We start from the raw sequence: 21,186 nt of genomic DNA, 5'->3' as shown, positions 1-21,186 counted from the left end.
AAGCGGAACCAAAACGACGAGGCGTTCGAAGAAGAATGAAAGTGAAACTGGAGGTTCCTGCATGGTAAAAGTGTATGGAAAAGCTGTAATTGGCGCGGCTTCGTTACTCTTATTCTCAAATGTAATGCTTGGATGCAGCAATGATAAGGAAGCGATACTGAACACCGAAGGCAATACCGGCAAGCCGAAAGAGCCGATCACGTTAACCATTTTTAACGGGCAGCCTGGGGCTTTGAATTTTGAGAGTTTGGGAATTACTGAAGCGATCAAGAAGAAGTTTCCCCATATCACGCTGAACATCATTCTCAGAGATCCCAAAAGTACGGACTATAAGGATCTAATTGCCGGGGGAACGCTGCCTGATATTATTTATGAATCCGCCAGCTTTACGGTAGACCGCATCATTCAGAACGGATTTCAATATGATCTGCAGGAGCTCGTGAAAAAAAATAACTTCAATCTCCAGCAATTTGAACCGAACGTACTCGCGCAAACCCAAAATGCCAACGGCGAAGGAAAGCTGTACGGCCTTCCGTTTACGATGAACCGGTATGCCTTATTTTATAATAAAGATATATTCGATAAGTTTGGCGTTGCTTATCCGAAAGACGGCATGACATGGGATGAAGTCTACGACCTGGCGAAAAAAGTAACGCGTGTGGAACAAGGAACGACCTATATGGGCTTCGCCGCTATACCGAATAATATGATGCTGAACAATCAGCTCTCCTTAAGTCCTTTGGATCCGAGGGAAGATAAGGCGGTGCTGAATACGGACGGCTGGAAGCTGATGTTCGACAACCTGAAACGGTTCTACGAAATTCCGGATAATGCTCTCGTTCCTACATCCGAGACAGCTAAAGGGAGTATTGCGATGGCTCTCGAAAGCCATCCGCTCATGATCGGCTGGGTGAAAGCAAACCCAAATTTAAATTGGGACGTCGTTTCGCTGCCTGTTTTAAAGGAAAAACCGGGCACCGGCTTAAAGCCTGCCACTCTTGCTTTGTTCATTTCCCAAACGTCCAAGTATAAAGATGAAGCGTTCCAAATTGTTTCTTATCTTGTATCCGAGCAAGTTCAGACGATGCTTTCCAAACAGGGAGTAGGTACGCCGCTCGTTAACGCAAACGTTAAAAATGCATTCGGCCAAGAGGTGCAGGAGTTGCAAGGGAAAAATACGGGTGCATTTTATTATTACAAGGATGCACCTCCGTCTCCGTTAAGAGCTGCAGATCTAACGAATGTTAATGTGGATTTCGGCAAGCCGTTCGGAGATATGGTGAAAAATAAAGCCGACACGAACACTGTACTCCGGCAATTTGAAGAGGCAATCAATCAGGCTATTGCAACGGCGAAGTCGGATAAGGCTAAAAAATAAGACGGATAAATAATGCCATGAAGCACCGGTACGGGCAACCCAGAGGACGGCTTCACAGTTTGCGTACACACCCTAAATTTCTCATGTTGATGATTGATTCCACTACTCAACAATTCAATATAATAATCGACAAAATCGGCAGTGTAGCGTATCCAAGGATGCGCCTGGGTGTAAACGGGGCGCATCCGTTCAAACTTTACCGGAGATATGCACACTTGGATCTACGCCAACAAAGGCCACAAGCTTCGTTGCTGCGATTTTCTCTCCGATACCGGGGATCGATTGGATAATCTTATATTCTTCAACTTCATTTGCAAGGCGTCAAATTCAATATTTCATTTTTCTAAGCAAGGCTTCTTTATCAAATGATTAAATAATCATATGTATTTATTTACTCCCTCTATTAGTGTGTTTGATTCCCTGCAGCGTTCTTAGTCGTGCTGTAGGGCTTTTTTTTGTTTAACCTGATTAATTGAATTATTCGGAAAATCAAGTGCAATGCTGAAACGATTATCCCTTGCGTATCACAATATTAATGTTGACAATTTTTATCGGATTACCCTATAATAAATCTCATCTTGTTATTGCACCTATTATTTTTCCAATTGTCTGGAGATTAGAACATGAAAAAGATTAATAAATGGTATAAAAGCCAACTCATCCCATGGCTGCTCCCTATCGTAACGATTGTGCTATGGCAAATACTAGGGCAATCCGGCATTATCAGTTCATCCATCCTGCCGACGCCATTGAAAGTGGTAGACGCGGCCATTCAATTAACGAAGTCCGGTAAACTGCAAGATCATGTTTGGATTAGTACCCAACGCGCTTTAATTGGATTTTTCATTGGAGGCATCATCGGTTTTATACTTGGCCTCTTAAACGGGACGATTAAAATTTTTGAACGAACAACCGATACCACGATGCAAATGATCCGCACAATTCCCCATTTGGCGCTGATTCCGCTCGTCATTCTCTGGTTCGGAATTGGGGAATCGGCCAAGATTTTTCTAGTAGCGCTAGGCGTCATGTTCCCTGTATATATCAATACCTTTAGCGGCATTCAAAATGTGGACCGCAAGCTCATCGAGATGGGAACCGTTTATGGGCTATCAAAATGGAAGTTATTTGTGAACATTATTTTGCCCGGCGCCTTGTCTTCCATTCTGGTAGGGATTCGTTATGCGCTAGGTGTCATGTGGATGTCTTTAATTGTGGCGGAGACCATTGGCGCGGATTCAGGAATCGGCTATATGGCAACGAGCGCCCGTGAATTCATGCAAATGGACATCGTCGTGCTCACCATTGTTCTTTACGCGATACTAGGAAAGCTATCCGATGTCATTGCCAAACTGTTTGAATACCGATTTTTAAAATGGAATCCTGTTTACCGTAAGAAGTAGCCAGCCGAATCATCTGGGGGGTGACGCCATGATCAATATTGAACTGAAAAATGTCGGCAAAAGCTACGGCGATAATGAAGTCTTGCATCATATCGATTTATCGATCGAGCAAGGAAGTTTTACGGCCATTGTCGGACGAAGCGGCTGTGGGAAGAGCACATTGCTTCGAATCATTGCAAGGCTGGAGCAGATTACAAAAGGAGAATTGCTTTTTTCCGGCACAGATTCAGGCGATCCGAAAATCCGGATCATGTTCCAAGACGACCGCCTTCTACCCTGGAAAAGCATCATAAAGAACATTGAGCTTGGTGCGGTCAACTCGACTGTCGCAAGCGAGTCCTTGGAAAAGGTAGGGCTGATTGAGAAACGGCATGATTGGCCTGATCAGCTGTCAGGAGGGCAAAAGCAGCGCATTGCCCTAGCCCGGGCACTCGCAAGCAATCCCGATATCCTGCTATTTGACGAGCCGCTTGGCGCTCTTGATGCGCTAACCCGGATTGAAATGCAGAACTTAATTGAAGATCTCTGGCAGCAGCAGAAATTTACCTCCCTTCTCGTTACCCACGATGTGACGGAGGCTGTACGTTTAGCGGATCGCGTTATCGTGATCGACCGGGGTGCCATTCAGTTGGATGAACGCATTGACTTGCCAAGACCTCGGGAACGGGGTGACAAGTTTACGGATTATGAGAAGAAAATATTAAATCAAATCTTAGGGGTGTAGAACATGAAAAAAACATTTTTGATTTCACTAGTTGCTATATTTGTTTTGGTTTTAGCGGCTTGCGGAAACGCTTCTTCCGGCAGACCTGCTAACAGTCCTTCAGATAGCGGTTCTACCGGCAGTACGCCTGCACGCGATCAAAAAGGCGTGATTACGATTGGTTATCAAAAAGGCAATACGCTAAACATTTTGAAAGAACACGGGAATTTAGATAAAGCATTGAGCGAGAAAGGTTACAAAGTAGAATGGAAAGTATTCCCTACCGGAACGGTACTGCTTGAGGCGTTAAACACGAATAATATTGACTTCGGACATGCATCGGACGGCAACGCTGTATTTATGCAAGCCGGCGGACATCCGCTCAACTATGTCGCATCCGAATCTCCGTATCCGAAAGGTGTCGCGATCGTCGTCAAAGAAGATTCCAAGATTCAAAGCGTTATTGATTTGAAAGGCAAAACGATCGGCGTCACCAAAGGCGGCAACCAGCATTACTTGCTCTTAGTCGCATTGGAAAAAGCAGGCGTTTCCTTGAACGACGTAACCATCAAGTTCTATAAAGATGCTGCGGAAGGCTTGGCCGCATTTACGAAAGGTGAGTTCGACGCCTATGGCACATGGGATCCGTACCTAGCCATTGTAGAAAACACATTAAAAACGCGCACCATTGTCGATGGAACCGGCAATTCGGAAAATCGAACATTCTATTTTGCGACCAAAGATCTGTTGAACAAAAAACCGGAAGTCGTGAAGATGATTCTTGAAGAACTGCAAAATGCCGATAAGTGGGCCAATGAAAATAAACAAGAGATTTCGAAAATCCTATCCACCGAGTTAGGGTTGGACGTAGCGCCTATTCAAAAAGCCAATGATCGACGTACATTCGGCGTTCAACAGATTGATGATGCGGTTGTGACAAGCCAACAAAAATTGGCCGACAAATTCTTTGAGGCAGGACTGCTGAGCGCAAAAATTAACATCAAAGACGCCGTTCAAATCGACAAGTCCCTCATTCCAAACAACGTCAAATAAAGGAGATCTGAACATGACCCAAGTGATCGAAAATGCATTTTTGAGCTATGGTAAGGAAAATGCGCCTGTAAAAGTAGAAGTGTTTTTGAACCTGGCGTGCCCGTATTGCGCAACATTCTTTCAAGCAGCCGACGAAACATTGACCTCTTATACCGAGAACGGACAAGTTCAATATGTGGTGAAGCATTATGACAAACCGCGCGAAATGCTTTTATATGGAACGTTGGCGAACGCATTCTTAGATTATAAAGATCCGCAGCGAGTCTATGAGCTTATGAAGGATTTATTCGCCAAGCAAAGCCAGTGGAGCGAGTCCGACAGCCATTCGATTAAAAAGCTGCTAACCGAAGAGTACAGATTACAAGAACAACCAGATAATATTGACTTAAGCTTAAAAATCACAGCAGAAGCAATTAAACGTCATGTGAAGATGGTACCGACGGTATTCATTAACGGCAAGGAGTTCCAATACCCCGTTGAAATTGATGCAAGCGGGTTAAAACAGGAAGTCGAACAGGCTTTGGCAAAGTGAAGCAGAAATCCCCGAAACCATTTAAGTTGCGGGGATTTGCCTATATGGGGGACAGTATGAGCTGTCGTACGAAAAATGAAACCGGAAAAGCGAGTTGCCCGATTTGACGTAGGACAACCGTTGCAAGATCGCTCTCCTCACTGCTTATTCAGGGGAATAGCGATCTTTTTTCTGTAACCTTCTCGGTTTGTTTAATGGTCCCTAATTATACTTATAGCGCCTGCTTAGTCGTTTGTATTACAGCCAGGTTCTGATGGAGTATGCCCCAAAATTTAAAACTAACAGAATTAATAAAATCATATTTAGCATTTGCATTTTATCGAGAGGGTGGTGGGGCATCCAACGAATATTTGCCCCTACGTTTAAAGCATAAATAATGACTAACGGAAGAAACAAGCAGGAATAGGGGGCTGCTATACGTCTGGCATGTTTTAGTTAATGCGTTCTATCACTATAAATTTGCGGTCGTTCTTCGCCTTCTGAATGACTCCTTAGGGTCCATTTTTGAAACGATGAGGCGGAAATAAAAACACTCTTCCAGCCGGCTTCCCTGTGAATGTCGTAGTAGCCTTCATCGGCGCTGTTTTGATAATCCGCGCATTAACTTACTTTACGTGGATTTCCGATTCTAAAATAAAAAACAGATCCTGTTTTGCTAACGTGATAAAGATTAACTCCGCGTTCCTCCATTAAACGAAAGTTAGGATGGATGTATGCTCCTGATGTCGGGTGACAAGATCATTATCTCATTAATTGCCGCGTAAATCGCGGCTTTTTGATTTTATGGGATAAAGTTCTTGTCAAACTTCAATGACAAGAACTTTATCCCATTCCCGACGGATCACGATGACACAATTTCACCTGCATTTTAGCATAGCTCAGGCACAGCAGACTCATGTCGGCCCAACCAACGCCACGACCCGACGGAGCTCCAGGGTAGGTCTAAGTTTCCTAACACTTCCTCCAGCGAATGTCCCAAATCGTCACGACAAACAACATACACTTGCTCTCATTTTTGAAAAAAGTTTTTCTACGAGAGGGAATAAGCAGCTTGATAGACTTCTAAACTAAATTAACGATTAACAAATCATATAATACCCACTTGACAACGCGGAATTATGGGACTATATTAATTTCAACATCTTTTATTTGATAATTAATTATCGATTAATGATAATTTTGTTAGAGGGGGTTGGCTTTTGATTCTCGCACAACGTGGTTATGAGCTTCGCTGTAAAGGCTGGAGGCAAGAAGCGCTCTTAAGAATGCTGGAGAATGTTCTAGAGAACGGGGAGAACCAAGACCAGTTGGTTGTCTATGCTTCCTTTGCCAAAGCAGCTCGGAATTGGGCATCCTATCATGCTATTGTCGATACGCTACGGGGATTGGAGGACGATGAAACTCTGGTCATTCAATCAGGCAAGCCGATTGGGATATTCAAGACGCATCCTTTTGCTCCGCTTGTCATCATGGCTAATGGAAACTTGGTAGGCAAATGGGCCACCAGTGCCAAATTCTATGAATTAGAGCAGAAAGGACTCCTAATTTGGGGAGGATTAACCGCTGCAGCTTGGCAGTACATAGGTTCACAAGGCGTACTTCAAGGAACCTACGAAATTTTTTCATCGATTGCCCGATTGCATTTTAATGGAAGCTTGTCAGGCAGGTTTATTTTGACCGCAGGCTTAGGCGGTATGGGAGGAGCTCAACCGTTAGCAGGGGTCATGGCCAAAGCAGCCATTTTATGCGTGGAAATCAACGAGGAGAAAATTAATCGGCGCTTAGAAACCAGCTATTTGCAGAGAAAGACGCATGATTTGAACGAAGCGCTGCGCTGGATTGTAGAAGCGAAGGAGAAGCGGGAAAGCATCTCCGTTGGTTTGCGGGGCAATGCCTCTGATATTTATCAGCAGCTGCTGGCGCAAGGAATCATCCCGGATATCGTCACGGATCAAACAGCGGCTCATGATTTGAAATACGGCTACGTTCCTGTCGGTTATACATTCGAAGATTGGTTAAAGGCGAGGGATAAAGATGCGGATGCGCTGGCAATTGAAGCTGGAAGCTCCATTGCCTCTCAAGTTGCAACGATGCTGGAATTTCAAAAGAGAGGCTCTATCGTATTCGACAACGGCAATAATATCCGCACACAGGCAAAGGAGTTCGGCGTAGAGAATGCATTTGAAATTCCGATCTTCACCGAAGCCTATCTGAGACCCTTGTTCGCACAAGGAATAGGTCCTTTTCGCTGGGTGGCGCTATCCGGAAATCCGGAAGATATCCAAATAATCGATGATTACATTCTGAGTACGTACAGCGACAGCGAGATCATATCGAACTGGATTGCACTGGCGAAGGAGCATGTTAAGTTCCAAGGCCTGCCTGCACGGATCGCCTGGTTCGGCCATGAGCAAAGATCACAGCTGGCGATAGCTGTGAATCGATTAGTCCGCGAGGGAATCATCGGACCGATTTCTTTTTCACGCGATCACTTGGACGCAGGAGCCATGACACATCCGAACATCATGACTGAGCGAATGAAGGATGGAAGTGACGCCATTACGGATTGGCCGCTTTTGAATGCGATGCTTAACTGTTCCTCGATGGCCGACCTGGTAGCGATTCATTCCGGGGGTGGGGGCTACACGGGGTATATGACGAGCGCCGGAGTAACCGTCGTAGCTGATGGAACAGAAGTAGCTGATACAAGACTCAAATATGCTTTGGATAACGATACGGGTATCGGGGTGCTGCGTTATGCCGATGCCGGCTATGAAGAGTCGTTCAAGGTGATCCGCGACAGCGGTCTCCGACGAATTGATTTGTAAGCTTATGAACTTATTGGGAGGTTTATATGGGAAAAACGTTAACTTTGGATGATGTAAAGGCCGCGGTCAAGGGTGGTTCGGTTTATGCGGCAGGCGGTGGAGGCTGGCCAGACCATGGACTGGAAATAGGCACAGCTGCCATAACGGTTGGAAAGCCTGAGCTGGTATCGATTGATGAGCTGCCAGATGATGCGATTATCGTTACGACCTCCGCTATAGGTGCACCTGCAGGGAGAGACTGGGAAATGCGGGGCATCGATTATATAAAAGCAGTCCAATTACTTGCGGAGCAGGTTGAGGGTAAGGTCGTTGGCGTAATGACACCCCAAAACGGTATGTCCAGTACGATTAATGGCTGGCTTCCAGCAGCCGCGCTTGGATTGAAGGTCGTTGATGCGACAGGGGATATCCGTGCCCATCCTACAGGTAAAATGGGCTCTCTTGGACTGGCGTCGCGGACGGACTTCGAAACCATTCAGGTCGTCGTTGGCGGGAGACGGGATACTGGTTCCTATCTGGAGCTCGTCGTTAAAGGCACTCCGGCCAAGACTTCGTCGGTGCTTCGTACCGCAGCCGATTTATCCGGCGGATTCATAGCTTGCGCCCGTCATCCGCTTCCAGCAAGCTATGTTAAGCAAAATGCGGTTATCGGCGGAATATCGAAGGCATTGGATTTGGGTTATGCCATCCTTGAAGCGGAACCACAAGGCGGACAAGCTGTTATCGATACGATTTGCTCCACTACTCACGGAGTCATTCTCGGTGCAGGAGAGGTTATCAGTTATAGCGTGGCTTATTCAGGAGCTTTCGATATCGGGACTATCGTCATTCAGCAAAACGATGAGCGTTTCACTCTGCATGTCATGAACGAATATATGGCAGTAGAAAACAGTGAAGGTCAACGATTAACCACCTTCCCGGATGTAATCACTACGTTGGATGCGCGGACGGGAGCGGTAGTACGCGTTGGTGACGTGAAATTGGGTGCGGAGCTTGCGATTCTATCCATTAATAAAAAGCATTTTTCATTAAGCGCAGGGGTGCTGGATCCTACCGTCTATCCGGAGGTTGAAGAAGCATTAGGAATTAGCATTGCTGATTATGCGCTTGGCAACTAACAGCTAATATTATCCATTACCTAAAGAGAAGAGGATCTATCTATGAAAACATTAACTGGATTGGCTTCCATTGTTCTGGCGTTAACGGTTGTTTTATCGGGCTGCGGTCAAAAGGCTGCTACCTCGTCGCCATCCACTCCTTCCAAGGAAACGGCTGCAGCGCCGACTTCACAAGCGGCAGCACCTGCAGCTCCTGCTGACTCTGGCAGTCAAGCTACGGATGAAAACACATTGGAAAAAATTAAAAAAGCAGGCAAAATCGTCATCGGCACCGGCGGAAATTACCGCCCATTTAACTACATGAACGAAAAGAATGAACTGGTTGGGTTCGATATCGAGTGGGGCAAAATTATCGCTGAAGGCTTGGGAGTGAAGCCTGAATTCGTTACGGGTCAATTCGCAGGATTAACCCCTGGCTTGCTTGCAGGCAAATTCGATATTTTGCTTGCTGGCGTCAATGTAACGGAGGAACGCAAAAAATCGGTTGATTTCGCAGAGCCTTATGGTCGTGACGGGGTTGTAGCGGTTGTGAATAAAGAAGGCGGCAACAACGCCAAGAGCATCAAGGATCTGCAAGGTAAAGTCGTAGGTGTTATTGCCGGAGCCACAGCTCAAGCAGTGGTGAAGGAGATAGGCGGCTATAAAGAAATTAAGGAATACCCCGGTGAAACGGAATTATTCAAGGACTTGACTAATAAACGTGTGGATCTTGTATCTATCGGAAGAGATGCGGCAGGCGATTTCATTAAAACGTCCCCGGACGGTAAAAAAGTAGAAATAGCAGGCGATCCCTACACGGTGGTAGATGTAGCGATTCCATTACGCAAAAACAATGCTTCATTGAAAGCAGCTATCGACAAAATCATATTGGACAAAAAGAAGGATGGCACGTATCAAAAGCTGGCTCAAGAGCACTTCGGATTGAAGTTTGACAAATAAGACAACCATCTTTCGGCCTCTACATCGGTGGTATAGCTGCCGGATGCAGGGGCCGGAATTGTTTTTGAATCATTGGGCGAAATGGAAAGGAGGCAGCGTTGTTGAATCTGGAAAAGGTCATGCAGGTCTTGCCCTTTTTATTGGAAGGGGCAGTTGTTACATTTGAAATCTCTATATTAGCGATTATTATAGGTACACTGCTTGGATTTTTGCTGGCGGCTCTGCGATTATCCAATAATAAGCTCGTACAGCTGTTCGCGATCGTATACATTTGGGTATTTAGAGGCGTTCCCATTCTAATGGTTCTCGTGTTCATCTACTATACGCCCCCGTTCGGCATTACTTTATCGGCATTTGCAGCGGGTTTGCTTGGTTTATCGTTGAATGCGGCCGCCTATAAGGCAGAGATCATCCGGACAGGGATGCTGGCCATTCCCAAGGGTCAGATTGAAGCGGCGGAAGCCATCGGCATGACGCCTTGGCAAATTTTGATCCGGATTCGGATTCCGCAAATTATTCGTTTTATTATACCGACTTACATCAGTAATTCTGTAGCACTGCTCAAAGAATCGGCCCAGGTTTCGGTTATAACCGTTCCCGATTTGATGCTCAATGCGCAGAGCCAATTCAGCAGCACTTATATGCCACTTGAAACACTTGGCGTAGCGGCAGTTCTTTACTTAATTATGACCAGTGTTCTCATGTCACTGCAAATATACTCGGAACGTAAGCTGAAGCTGAATCATGGATATAAATAATAGATGGAGCAGGCCGTATTTCATTAAGTAAGCGGATTAGGAGGATCAGGTTATGCCGATTCTAGAACTAGAACACATTACCAAGCAGTATGGGGGAAAAGCGGTTGTTAACGACATTAACTTTTCCATTGAGAAAGGGGAGGTCGTTTCCATTATCGGCCCGAGCGGTGCAGGCAAAAGCTCCTTGCTGCGCATGATCAACTTGCTGGAGGTACCTACGTCCGGAGGTATCATGATAGAGAATGAGCCTGTGCATTATTCAATCAACCGTGCAGGAAATTTGACCTTTATGTCAAAATTTAAATTGAGCAAGGTGCGCAGCCGGGTAGGGATGGTATTCCAGCATTTCAATCTGTGGAACCATAAGACGGTTCTTCAGAACATTATTGAGGGTCCTATGACCGTGAATAAAACTTCAAAGCGTGAAGCCGTGCAAAATGCCGAAGAGCTGTTGTCCCGGGTAGGGCTTCTGGAGAAAAAGAATGATTATCCCGGAATGCTGTCAGGCGGGCAGCAGCAGCGGGTCGCTATCACTCGTGCGGTTGCGATGAAGCCGAGTGTTCTGCTGTTTGATGAGCCTACCTCATCTCTCGATCCGGAGCTGGTTGGGGAGGTTCTGCAGATGATGACTCAGCTGGCCCAGGAGGGGATGACGATGATTGTAGTTACCCATGAAATGCGCTTTGCCAGGAACATATCGGATCGGGTGCTTTACATGGAAGAGGGCCGGATTATGGCTGAGGGCTCTCCGGAGTTTATTTTTGGTTCCAATGATAACCCGAGACTGAACCGCTTTTTCAATACTATAAATTCGGAGTAAAAGGAAGTTTTCATTATGAATGGTTCACAAACGCTGGTTCGTGCACTGGATATCATCTTTGCTTTGGGAGATGCGGAGTCGATGCTGACGGTCACTCAAATTGCGGAGAAGGTTTCAATTCCGGAAAGTACAGCGTATCGTTTGATACAGACCCTGGAGAAAAACGGGATACTGGAGCGTAAAGAGAAAGGGCAAATCAGTCTGGGCTTGCGTATTCTGGATTTGGCCCGCAGCCTTCATTACCAGATGGACCGCGAATTATATATGATCGCACGACCTTTCATGGAGCGGTTAACGGAGCAGGTACAAGAAACCACTGTACTAGCAGTTCGAGTCGGGAGCAGCACTTGTGTCATCTTGGCGATAGAGAGCCGTAGATTTCTGCGGTTTGTAGTGGAGAATGGGAGAACATTTCCTATAGAGCTGGGAGCAACAGGTAAGAGTATCTTGGCATTTGAGAAGAAAAAGGTCGTTGAGAAGATACTGAATGCGATTGTAGATAAAGAAACCCGAAAAGAGGTCAATGCTTCTATAGAAGCGATCAAAGAGCATGGCTATGCGGTGACTTTAGGAGAGGTGGATCAGAATATTTTTGGTGTTGCAGCTCCAATTTTTGACGATCAAGGCCAAGTGGTCGCAAGTCTGACGGTGGCTGGCCCCAAAGAAAGATTCGGAGATCAGGAACGGGCCGCTATTATCCAAGCGACGCTTCAGACAGCAGGCGATATTTCCGAAAAACTGAACGGTGCGTATTCACTGAGGCTGGAACGAGAGTAAATCCACTAGTGAGGAGGGAACGAGGAAATGCTGGGACTATTAACGTTGGGGCACAGTCCCCGGGCAGATTTGGAAGTGCCGTTCCGCAGCATATTGCCGTCTTCTGTGCCTATTGCTATGAAAGGCGGACTTGACGGTTTGACGCCTGACGCTATTCTCCTATTAGCCAAGCAGGCAGGAGAGCATCCCCTTCATGTCATAACTCAGGACGGCCCGGTCGTCATTCAGCAGGAGGCATTGATAGGACCTTTGGAGCAAAGGGCAAATGAGCTGGCAGATGCTGGAGCCAAGCTGGTTGTACTGCTGTGTGCCGGTGATTTCCCGCCATTCCATTCACAAGCTGTGGTAATTCTGCCTGGACAGCTGTTGGAAAGCAAGGCTCGTTCCACAGCAGGCAGCTCTCGGCTGGGTGTAGTCGTTCCAGCCGAGAGTCAGGTTCAGGCTGCTGGGCGCAGATGGCGACAGGCGGGATTTGAGCCTGCAGTCATGCTGCCTCCTGATGGAACAGGGGCAGTAGAGGAGCTGATCGACAACCTTAGAGCAGCCGAAGTGGAGCAGGTAGTCCTTGACTGCATAAGCTTCACATGGGGATTGAAGCAGAAGCTGCATGAAGAGCTGGGCGTACCGGTATGGCTGCCCTCCGAGCTTGCTGCTAGAGAGGCTAAAGAGCAGCTGCTGGTTGTATAGCGTATCTGTCGGGTTGCTGAGGAGATGAATATAGTTGAACACAAGAGACGATGTAGTTAAAGATATATTGGACTTTTTGCAATCTGATAAAAAGTCACTGCTTCTTACTGGTACTCATCAGTATGAAAAACACAGGTTGATTCTGCACATTTTAAAAGAATATGTACCAGATAGCTCGAAAGTTCTATTTCGTGCAAATTATATGCAAAACATAGGCTCGTTTTTTAATGAATCTAAGGATTTTAAAACAGGAATAGGCTATAAACTTGGAATACATACTTTATATTTCGATAGTATCAAAAAGACGAATTGGAATAACACTGGGATGGAATATGATTTTGCTATTTTATATCCTCTTGACAATGTACTTAAAAGTAAGCAGCAGATCGAGATACTTGATGACTTATTTGAAACAAGAACTATCAATAAGTTGTTTTTGGTATCTTGGGCTGATAATTTGTCCGATGACTACTCTGAACTAAAAGATTATTATGATCAGCATGTTGTTTTCGATGAGATAGAAAAATAATTGAATTTATGGGCGGGCTGTTAATCTTATTGTCGAGGGACAATAACATGGTCCCTTAGAAAGTCGCTAATTTAGCGGCTTTTTTGTTTTATCGGTACAAGTTCTTGTCCCGATTGCCGTAATGGACAAGAACATAGTCCGATTATCGATTAGATAAGTATCTAACTGGGTTTCAAATTCATGAAGCTAACGGGCAGTATAGTTTGACAACTGTATGGGCAAAACAATTTCAAACTCTCCACTTAACCACCACTGTATAATTTGGTGGTATGTTTTTTATGCTGACTCTGTAGCATAAAAACGAACCCTGTAAGGAGGAGAAAAATAAATGTTCGTCACGATCAAAGGAGCAAAAGAAAATAATCTGAAAATATAAAACTACAGATTCCTAAATAAAAGCTAATTGCATTCACGGGACAGTCCGTCAGCGGGAAATCAATGCTTGCGCTTGAAACCTAGCAGCGGTTATAGTTTTAGCGCCATATCCAAAGAAAAGGGGGTGGATTCATTATGACATATAAAACCGCCCAAATAGCAAAATTAGTAGGAGTCCATCCCAATACCATACGGCTTTATGAAAAGCTGAAACTGCTACCTCCGATACCAAGGACTGAAGGCAACTACCGAATCTTTAATGACAGACATCTTGAACAGCTTCGGCTGTTGCGTACTGCATTCCGCGCGGAGATTATCAGTGACAGGCTCAGGCAGGAAGTCTATGAAATTGTGAAGATTGCGGCAACGGATGATATTGAGGGGGCGTATCAAAGCACATTGAACTATTTAGAGCATTTGCGGATAGAAAAAGCCAGAGCTGAGGAAGCAATCAGCATCACGCTTAATATCATTGAGAACAGCAAAAAATCAGTAGAAACGATTGTGTTCAATGGCAGAGTTGAAGCTGCAAACGCTCTCGGCATCACAAAAGACGTGCTGCGTGATTGGGAGAGAAACGGCTTGATAGAGGTGCCGCGGAATGCCAACGGATACAGAAGATACGGCTCAAAGGAAATGAGTCGACTGAAAATCATCTGCATCCTTCGGAGTGCCCATTATTCTATGATGTCCATTCTGCGCATACTGAATCGTCTGGATCGTGGAGAAGGGAATATACGGGAAGTTATTAATACGCCAGGTGAAGAGGAAGACATTGTTTATGCTACTGATCGGTATATTACGGCACTCGACATGGCAGAAGCGGATGCACTGGAAATGCTGAAAATGCTTGATGCCATGAGGAAAGGCAATGCTTGAATAAAAAACCATCTATATAAGTCGGGTAAATCGCAATGCGCATTAATTATCAAAATTAGGAGTAAAACAATGACAGTTATATTATCTGATGAAATAAAGCATCTGAAAATGATCATAGGAAAATTGGAGGATTCTTTAGAGGAATTGAATCAAACGGTCTCAAGATATGAAGATGAATTTAAAGAATCCATGAAATATCTTTGGGAAAATAGAAGTGATATGGATTCCATGGAGATTTTTTCAAACAAACAGTCGATTGGCCGAAACGTAAACTTGGGTGAATTCACCGTAAAAAGGCGAGAAATGATCGAAAAGTTAATGGATTCGCCTTATTTCGCCAGAATTGATTTTAGGCCTAACGATGAGGACGGAGCGGAGCCGTTTTATATTGGGCGGTTTTCTTATGTTGATCAAAAAGGCAATATGCTGATATGCGACTGGCGAGCCCCAATATCCGGGATGTATTACGATTTTGAGCTTGGGCCTGCCTTTTATGATGCTCCTGTGGGCAAGATCGAAGGTGAAATGACCCTGAAAAGGCAATTTAAGATTAAAAACAGCATTATGGAATATGCTCTTGAGAGCTCAATCGGTATTAGTGACGAGGTGCTTCAAAAGGAATTGAGCCATACCTCGGATCAAAAAATGAAAAATATCATCGCGACAATCCAAAAAGAGCAAAATCAGATTATCAGAAATGAAAAGGCCAATGTCTTGGTCATTCAGGGCGCCGCCGGATCGGGGAAGACATCCATTGCGCTGCACCGGATAGCTTACTTTTTATACAAGTACAAAGACCGATTAGCCGCTCAGAATATTATGATCATTTCCCCTAACAGGGTATTTGCCGACTATATCTCCAACGTATTGCCGGAGTTGGGCGAAGAGCCTGTGACAGAAACGGGATTTGAGAATATTGCGGCGGAGATGCTGAATAATTCTATCGATTTCGAGAGATTTACCGAGCAGATTGAACTGACCCTTGAAGGGAATGACAAAAAGCTGTCGGAACGAATTCAATTCAAGTCCTCAATGGAGTTCCTATCTCTTTTGGATAAGTACCTTGAGTATGCGGATGATAACTTTTTCTTCCCCTGTGATTGTTCTTTTGGAAAAATCACCATTTCAAAAGATTTTATCCAAACGAGATATCATACTCTGAAAGCAAAACCAATTCTCCAAAGGATGGAAGAAATCGCTGGAAGCATTCTTGAGAAAATAAAATCGGAAACTAGAACGAAGCGAAACATCCCTGGAAAAAAGGAGGTCATAAAAAAGCTGGTTTCAATGTTGCATTATGATAGTACGTTATCATTCTATAATGGCTTTTTTGAATATATCAAAAGACCGGATTTATTCTCGCTTAAAAGCAAAAATAAATTAGAAGCATCGGATGTATACCCTTATCTCTATTTAAAAATATGTTTTGAAGGAATACAGGGATATGATGACATTAAACATGCCGTGATTGATGAGATGCAGGACTACACGCCGGTGCAGTATGCGGTCATCAACAAGCTGTTTCGTTGCAGGAAAACAATTTTGGGTGATTTCGGTCAATCCGTTAACCCTTATAACTCCATTTCACGAGAGGATTTTGTTAAGCTCTACGAAAATACAGAGTACGTAACGCTCACTAGAAGCTACAGATCCACCTATGAAATCATCAAATTTGCTCAAAATATACAAAACAACAGCATCGAGCCTATAGAACGACATGGAAAGGAACCGGAGATTCTCCAATGTGATGATTGGATTTCTGAACTGTCTGTGATAGACGATAGGCTTGAGGAATTTAAAAACAGTGGTTTAGCAACAGTTGGTATTGTCTGCAGATCAATCGGTCAAGCAGAAGAACTCTACCGAGAATTGAAAAAGAAACATGAAGTTATCCTCCTGAATTCCGACAGCTCAAAATTTGAAAACGGGATTATCATCACCACTATATATATGGCCAAAGGTCTTGAGTTTGATGAAGTCATTGTTCCTTCCGTAAACTCTGATGTTTATCAATCGGATTATGACCGGAGCTTACTGTACATTGCATGCACAAGAGCTATGCATAGGCTTACACTGACCTATCACGGAGAACTTACTAGCATCCTTAGGGACGTGAAATTCAATTTATTGAGAGCTCTGAAGAAGAAGAACGTGAACAGATGAGAAGAATGGGTGTTCAGGAGGATGCAATTGATTACGTGATTAGTTGGCACCTTAATCCGCCTAAATCTGCTTATACGGTTTTGCCGACAGTTGAGGAAGTAACAGGACACAAGCCGTATACTTTCGCAGAGTGGGTTAAGCAGAATGCAGGACTTTTTATAAATTTGGGTATCTCTTAAATCTATTATCTTTGAGGGAATGAAATAGACAAACGTGTCCGAATGCATCGCTGGCAGCGGTGAGGTCAGGGGTTCGTCCGCGCAAGGAACTTCGAATTGTTCCGCTAAAACCAGCTAATATCTTGTCAACATTTTTCTCTTAAAATAAGAATGGGATGACGGTATACTGAAAAATAGGTGCACTAAAGAGCCTTCACTGCACATGCTGGAAGGTTTTTCATTTCAATCATAAATGTGGTAACTAAGCTAAGTCGACAAACCTTTCTTGCTTCACTAGCAGGGCATAAATCCAGTGAAGGAGTTTGTTAACACAGGCTATGAGGGGCAACGCGATAAGGCTTACCAGCTGCACGCTTCTTGTCATAAAACTCACGTAATTTCTTGCTCCCGGTCTTTTTTAGACCGCATAGTACGGCGAGATATAAGGCATGAACTTACCAGAAGAGTAGACACTAGGGTCAATTCCTGCGAAAGCAACCAGCTTTTTGGCATGATTAAACCGATGGATTTCCCCGATCTCGGACAGAATCGTTGCAGCGATTTTGCTACCAATGCCGGGAATCGATAGGATAATCTGATAAGCTTCAACTTCTTCAGCAAGGGCATCGATCTGACTTCGCAGGTGAGAAAGATGCTCTTGGTACTGAAGGAGTAAATCGATGAACATCATGAGGCTTATTAGATGGCTGCTATTGAGGGTCAAAAACAAAAATCAGGGGTTTTGGATGATAGTTATACATATGTACAAAATACGGGTTTTGTGTAAAAGTAATTAAGTAACTTTTTGATACAGATGGTTTTCGGTCAAAACTTTTAAAAAATCATTTACTTTTTTACTTTTTCAATTTCATTTCCTTATTCACGCTTTTTTATTGTTTATCAATAATTTTTCAATTTTGCGAATGCGAATTGCGATTTTCTTTTTAACCCAAAAATAAACTGTTCATTGCGAACAGTTTATTTTTGATCTAATCATATATATTCATTTATTTTTAACCGGCTTAAGCCATCTTTGAACCATAAATCTTTAAATGAATCGCAATGCCTTATCAAGTCTTCAAATTGACCTTCGCCAACTACGCGGCCATGTTTAACGACAATGATTTTATCAACGTTTTTAATACATTCTAGCCTGTGTGCTATGATGATGACGGTTTTATCACGAAATTCTTTGAAAACGGTTTCCATGATGCTCTTTTCGGTAATTGGGTCAAGGGCCGATACAGCCTCATCTATAATTATGAGGTTCCTTTTCTGCGCCAGTATACGGGCAAACGCTAACCGTTGTCTTTCCCCGCCGGATAATTTAACCCCTTTTTCACCGACTAAAGCATCCAATCCCTCCTGTAAACTTGCTATTTTGTCCTTTAGATGAACTTTTTCCAAAAGACGATAGATTTCTTCATCTGACATAGCGTTATCAAACGCAATATTCCCTCTTATGGTTGTATCAAAAATCGGAGTGTCTTGGGACAGATACGAAATATGTTCATAATACCGATTTAATTGAAGCTTATCGATCTCTGTGCCGTCCAACTCAATATGGCCTCCGCTCTTTTTGAGTAAGCCTGCTATCAATTTTACAATCGTCGATTTCCCGCTCCCGCTTAACCCCACTAAAGCGACGGATTTTCCAGGTTCAATGGAAAATGACAGGTTGTGTAAGATTCTAACGCTGCCATAATGAAAAGAAACATTTCTGAATTCAATATGACCTTGAACTTGCATTACTTCTATTCCGGAATCCAAATTTTTATCCTCCGGTGCATGAATGAATTCCTCCAGCCTCCTATAGGTCACTTGATTCAGCTTGTAATCGACAAATAAAATATTGAATATGGCAATAGGCGAATAAATCTTATCGATAAACATAAATAATGCGACTACAACTCCAAGCGTTGTCTCCCCTCTTATCATGCTTCGGACACCGAAAATGATGACGAAGATCTTGATTATGGTGATAAACAGCTCGAAGATGGCGAAAAAAGCTTCATGTATCATTTTAAGCTGGGCGTTTTTATTAATGATAGTCCGAGCCGTCTGGCTTAATTTATCGATTTCTTTATCGTAGCGTCCATTGGTTCTAAAAACAACCAGCTCCATAAACCCCCGAATGGAGTATCTCGACATTTTCTCTTGTTCCTTCAGGATGGTCGATTTGATTGTATATAAATATCTCAACAGCAGATTCGTTATAACAAAAATGACGGCATACCCGCCTGCGATCAGCAGCATAAGGCCGCTGTTATAAAAGCTGATAAATAATAAACTGAAAATCAAGGTGGGCAATAGCTCATGCAGCGTTCTAAGAAAAAAGGAAAACAAGATCCCGTTCCCGGCCGCCGCCCCGTTCTCAATCACCTTGATCATCTGCCCCGTCCCTATCTCTTGGTATGCTTGATAATCGATCTTGGCGATTTTCTTTAAAGCCATAATTTTCAAGTTTTCAGAGATGCTATTCGATAAATATACGCCGGGATATTCATCAAGATAGTTAAGAATGGCGGACCCGCCTAGAATAATTCCATAGATGATAATGAATTTGGTTGCTTCTGTCCTATCCGCAGCCGCTGCATCCAGTATGTTTTGGAAAACAATGATCCCTAATTGGTTTAGCAATTGGATGATGAATCCCATCAGAATATAGCTTAGGACCCACCATTTGCATTGCACAAGGCATTTCTTTAACATCCTTGTTTCGTCCCCTATCTTTTATAAATGAGTGCAAAAAGCCAGGGCACATCGCATTTCTAACCGAAGCACCAGTAATAACCGGTCCCCTGTAGTTAGATGACATAAGTGCCCTGGCCATATAAGATGAATGCACGACACCGTTCAAAGCTCTAGTTTCTGTACGATCAAAAGGACATACGTTCCCCTTGATAGCTGGTACGCGTTTTTACCCAGCCCGGTAACTAGTTACTTCGAACAGTACGGAAAGCCATCCATTTCACCTCAAATGTAAAAGATTACCTCCATTATATACGCTAAATCGTATGTTTTACAACATAAGCAGCGTGAAAAAAAGAACGTCTAAGCTTGAAACCGATTAGCTTGCGTATCCAGTTCTTCTGCGGCTTCACTGATCCTGGCGAATTCGTTGACAGCCAGCAGAATCTGTTCTTGGCTATTGGCAATGGCCTTACTGGCATCGCTCGAGCTTTTGTTAACAAGATCGATCTGCCGCGAAATACCGATTACGTTGGTTTGAATCTCTTTTGCAGCCGCTTGTACTTGTTCAGCTAATCGCCGTACCTCAATGGCTACAATTTGAAATCCGCGGCCATGATGACTGGCATGGGCAGCCTCAATAGCGGCATTTAAACCAAGCAAGTGGGTTTGACTGGCAAAATCGCGGATCATTTGCACAATGTTTTGAACCGAGCTGGATTTATGCTCCAACTCCTGCAGCAAGGCTCTATTGGTTTGGTTGTCATTAACGACGCATTGCATTTGGTTAGCTGCTTCTTGAATGCGGTTAATGCCTTCCTGCGTACGCTGAAGTAAGCTCGCCGCCATTTGCTGCAGCTCATGGGTGATGGCAGCTGCGTTTCTTTCGCGCTCCGTGATATCTGAGGCCACTTTCAGTACAGCCATCACTTCCCCCTCGTCATTCCGCACAGGCATATAGGTAGCTTCCAGCCAAATCAAAGCTCCTTTTTTAGATACGCGAACTATTTTTGATTGAAAGGAAATCCCGCTTCTTAATTGATTCCATAATGAGGCGTACTCGCTGCTCTCTGCAAAATCCCGCAAACACAACTGACGATGATGCTTTCCGATCAATTCCCATGCTTCGTAACCCATTGCCCTGGCGAAAAGATCGTTTGCCCAAAGCACGTTCCCCTGCATGTCAAATTCTATCATAGCCAAGGATTGCTCCAGTGCGGATAGGACCGCTTTCCCTTCTAATACCTGTGTGCTTTCAACGCTTGATGGTTTCGTGTAGGTCATGTGCTGCGCCTCCCTCTGTCTTTTCAAGCAAGAAAGCTTGAAGCGTTCATGTTGTCCCTTACCTGCATGTAATTGCCAAGCCTAAGTATATCCAACCGATCTGAAACTTTT

The 21,186-nt window shown here is 44.1% G+C and carries 17 protein-coding genes and 2 pseudogenes; 15 read left to right on the top strand and 4 right to left on the bottom strand.

Annotated elements, in window-relative coordinates:
- Positions 1 to 61 precede the first annotated feature (61 nt).
- Entirely contained in the window at positions 62 to 1,378 is a 1,317-nt protein-coding gene (locus ABEA66_RS14780; protein ID WP_079913330.1) for an ABC transporter substrate-binding protein, read from the top strand.
- A 195-nt stretch (positions 1,379 to 1,573) separates the two neighbouring features.
- On the opposite strand, the pseudogene ABEA66_RS14775 reads toward ABEA66_RS14780, so the two are convergent.
- A pseudogene (locus ABEA66_RS14775) lies at positions 1,574 to 1,696 on the bottom strand (IS110 family transposase); the annotation flags it as partial.
- Between the two features lie 305 nt (positions 1,697 to 2,001).
- On the opposite strand from ABEA66_RS14775, the gene ABEA66_RS14770 reads away from it, so the two are divergent.
- From ABEA66_RS14770 to ABEA66_RS14705, 14 genes are all read left to right on the top strand, one after another.
- Positions 2,002 to 2,781: an ABC transporter permease subunit gene (locus ABEA66_RS14770; protein WP_079913331.1), complete on the top strand. Its 780-nt coding sequence runs from the start codon at positions 2,002 to 2,004 to the stop codon at positions 2,779 to 2,781.
- A gap of 28 nt (positions 2,782 to 2,809) precedes the next feature.
- Complete coding sequence (locus ABEA66_RS14765; protein ID WP_345588383.1) at positions 2,810 to 3,505, top strand: ABC transporter ATP-binding protein; 696 nt, start codon at positions 2,810 to 2,812, stop codon at positions 3,503 to 3,505.
- A 3-nt stretch (positions 3,506 to 3,508) separates the two neighbouring features.
- Positions 3,509 to 4,537, top strand: a complete 1,029-nt coding sequence (locus tag ABEA66_RS14760) for an aliphatic sulfonate ABC transporter substrate-binding protein (RefSeq protein ID WP_345588381.1) — start codon at positions 3,509 to 3,511, stop codon at positions 4,535 to 4,537.
- 13 nt (positions 4,538 to 4,550) lie between these two features.
- Positions 4,551 to 5,069: a thioredoxin domain-containing protein gene (locus ABEA66_RS14755; protein WP_079913334.1), complete on the top strand. Its 519-nt coding sequence runs from the start codon at positions 4,551 to 4,553 to the stop codon at positions 5,067 to 5,069.
- Positions 5,070 to 6,268: 1,199 nt separating this feature from the next.
- Positions 6,269 to 7,897, top strand: coding sequence for a thiourocanate hydratase (locus ABEA66_RS14750; RefSeq protein WP_345588378.1), 1,629 nt, complete (start codon positions 6,269 to 6,271; stop codon positions 7,895 to 7,897).
- A gap of 26 nt (positions 7,898 to 7,923) precedes the next feature.
- On the top strand, positions 7,924 to 9,015 hold the full coding sequence (locus tag ABEA66_RS14745; protein WP_345588376.1) for a thiohydantoin desulfurase: 1,092 nt from the start codon (positions 7,924 to 7,926) through the stop codon (positions 9,013 to 9,015).
- Between the two features lie 42 nt (positions 9,016 to 9,057).
- Positions 9,058 to 9,954 carry a substrate-binding periplasmic protein gene (locus ABEA66_RS14740; protein ID WP_079913337.1) on the top strand — a complete coding sequence of 299 codons (897 nt, stop codon included), beginning with the start codon at positions 9,058 to 9,060 and terminating at the stop codon, positions 9,952 to 9,954.
- A gap of 101 nt (positions 9,955 to 10,055) precedes the next feature.
- The gene (locus ABEA66_RS14735) at positions 10,056 to 10,712 is read left to right on the top strand and encodes an amino acid ABC transporter permease (protein ID WP_079913338.1); all 657 of its coding nucleotides are present in this window, start codon (positions 10,056 to 10,058) and stop codon (positions 10,710 to 10,712) included.
- 52 nt (positions 10,713 to 10,764) lie between these two features.
- Positions 10,765 to 11,532 carry an amino acid ABC transporter ATP-binding protein gene (locus ABEA66_RS14730; RefSeq protein ID WP_079913339.1) on the top strand — a complete coding sequence of 256 codons (768 nt, stop codon included), beginning with the start codon at positions 10,765 to 10,767 and terminating at the stop codon, positions 11,530 to 11,532.
- A 15-nt stretch (positions 11,533 to 11,547) separates the two neighbouring features.
- Positions 11,548 to 12,309: an IclR family transcriptional regulator gene (locus ABEA66_RS14725; RefSeq protein WP_079913340.1), complete on the top strand. Its 762-nt coding sequence runs from the start codon at positions 11,548 to 11,550 to the stop codon at positions 12,307 to 12,309.
- 27 nt (positions 12,310 to 12,336) lie between these two features.
- Positions 12,337 to 12,996 (top strand): AroM family protein, encoded by a 660-nt coding sequence (locus ABEA66_RS14720; RefSeq protein WP_345588370.1) that lies wholly within the window; start codon positions 12,337 to 12,339, stop codon positions 12,994 to 12,996.
- 34 nt (positions 12,997 to 13,030) lie between these two features.
- Positions 13,031 to 13,525 (top strand): hypothetical protein, encoded by a 495-nt coding sequence (locus tag ABEA66_RS14715; protein ID WP_079913342.1) that lies wholly within the window; start codon positions 13,031 to 13,033, stop codon positions 13,523 to 13,525.
- Positions 13,526 to 14,035: 510 nt separating this feature from the next.
- The gene (locus ABEA66_RS14710; RefSeq protein ID WP_345588367.1) at positions 14,036 to 14,779 is read left to right on the top strand and encodes a MerR family transcriptional regulator; all 744 of its coding nucleotides are present in this window, start codon (positions 14,036 to 14,038) and stop codon (positions 14,777 to 14,779) included.
- A gap of 69 nt (positions 14,780 to 14,848) precedes the next feature.
- Positions 14,849 to 16,942: a HelD family protein gene (locus tag ABEA66_RS14705; RefSeq protein WP_345588365.1), complete on the top strand. Its 2,094-nt coding sequence runs from the start codon at positions 14,849 to 14,851 to the stop codon at positions 16,940 to 16,942.
- 420 nt (positions 16,943 to 17,362) lie between these two features.
- Here the strand turns inward: ABEA66_RS14705 and ABEA66_RS14700 are convergent.
- From ABEA66_RS14700 to ABEA66_RS14690, 3 genes and pseudogenes are all read right to left on the bottom strand, one after another.
- Positions 17,363 to 17,821, bottom strand: a pseudogene (locus ABEA66_RS14700) (transposase); the annotation flags it as partial.
- Between the two features lie 272 nt (positions 17,822 to 18,093).
- Positions 18,094 to 19,812: an ABC transporter ATP-binding protein gene (locus ABEA66_RS14695; RefSeq protein ID WP_345588363.1), complete on the bottom strand. Its 1,719-nt coding sequence runs from the start codon at positions 19,810 to 19,812 to the stop codon at positions 18,094 to 18,096.
- A gap of 342 nt (positions 19,813 to 20,154) precedes the next feature.
- Positions 20,155 to 21,075, bottom strand: coding sequence for a methyl-accepting chemotaxis protein (locus ABEA66_RS14690; RefSeq protein WP_345588361.1), 921 nt, complete (start codon positions 21,073 to 21,075; stop codon positions 20,155 to 20,157).
- Positions 21,076 to 21,186 lie beyond the last annotated feature (111 nt).

This window comes from Paenibacillus vulneris (assembly GCF_039543185.1).
In the GTDB taxonomy this organism is placed as follows: Bacteria; Bacillota; Bacilli; order Paenibacillales; family NBRC-103111; genus Paenibacillus_S; species Paenibacillus_S vulneris.
The sequence above is the reverse complement of the archived record's forward strand: the minus strand, read 5'-3'. Positions and strand labels throughout refer to the sequence as shown.

Bases quoted from the DNA above. Each gene is read 5' to 3' on its own strand.
- ABEA66_RS14780 (WP_079913330.1), top strand. From the start codon at position 62: ATGGTAAAAGTGTATGGAAAAGCTGTAATTGGCGCGGCTTCGTTACTC.
- ABEA66_RS14770 (WP_079913331.1), top strand. From the start codon at position 2,002: ATGAAAAAGATTAATAAATGGTATAAAAGCCAACTCATCCCATGGCTG.
- ABEA66_RS14765 (WP_345588383.1), top strand. From the start codon at position 2,810: ATGATCAATATTGAACTGAAAAATGTCGGCAAAAGCTACGGCGATAAT.
- ABEA66_RS14760 (WP_345588381.1), top strand. From the start codon at position 3,509: ATGAAAAAAACATTTTTGATTTCACTAGTTGCTATATTTGTTTTGGTT.
- ABEA66_RS14755 (WP_079913334.1), top strand. From the start codon at position 4,551: ATGACCCAAGTGATCGAAAATGCATTTTTGAGCTATGGTAAGGAAAAT.
- ABEA66_RS14745 (WP_345588376.1), top strand. From the start codon at position 7,924: ATGGGAAAAACGTTAACTTTGGATGATGTAAAGGCCGCGGTCAAGGGT.
- ABEA66_RS14740 (WP_079913337.1), top strand. From the start codon at position 9,058: ATGAAAACATTAACTGGATTGGCTTCCATTGTTCTGGCGTTAACGGTT.
- ABEA66_RS14730 (WP_079913339.1), top strand. From the start codon at position 10,765: ATGCCGATTCTAGAACTAGAACACATTACCAAGCAGTATGGGGGAAAA.
- ABEA66_RS14725 (WP_079913340.1), top strand. From the start codon at position 11,548: ATGAATGGTTCACAAACGCTGGTTCGTGCACTGGATATCATCTTTGCT.
- ABEA66_RS14720 (WP_345588370.1), top strand. From the start codon at position 12,337: ATGCTGGGACTATTAACGTTGGGGCACAGTCCCCGGGCAGATTTGGAA.
- ABEA66_RS14710 (WP_345588367.1), top strand. From the start codon at position 14,036: ATGACATATAAAACCGCCCAAATAGCAAAATTAGTAGGAGTCCATCCC.
- ABEA66_RS14705 (WP_345588365.1), top strand. From the start codon at position 14,849: ATGACAGTTATATTATCTGATGAAATAAAGCATCTGAAAATGATCATA.
- ABEA66_RS14695 (WP_345588363.1), bottom strand. From the start codon at position 19,812: ATGTTAAAGAAATGCCTTGTGCAATGCAAATGGTGGGTCCTAAGCTAT.
- ABEA66_RS14690 (WP_345588361.1), bottom strand. From the start codon at position 21,075: ATGACCTACACGAAACCATCAAGCGTTGAAAGCACACAGGTATTAGAA.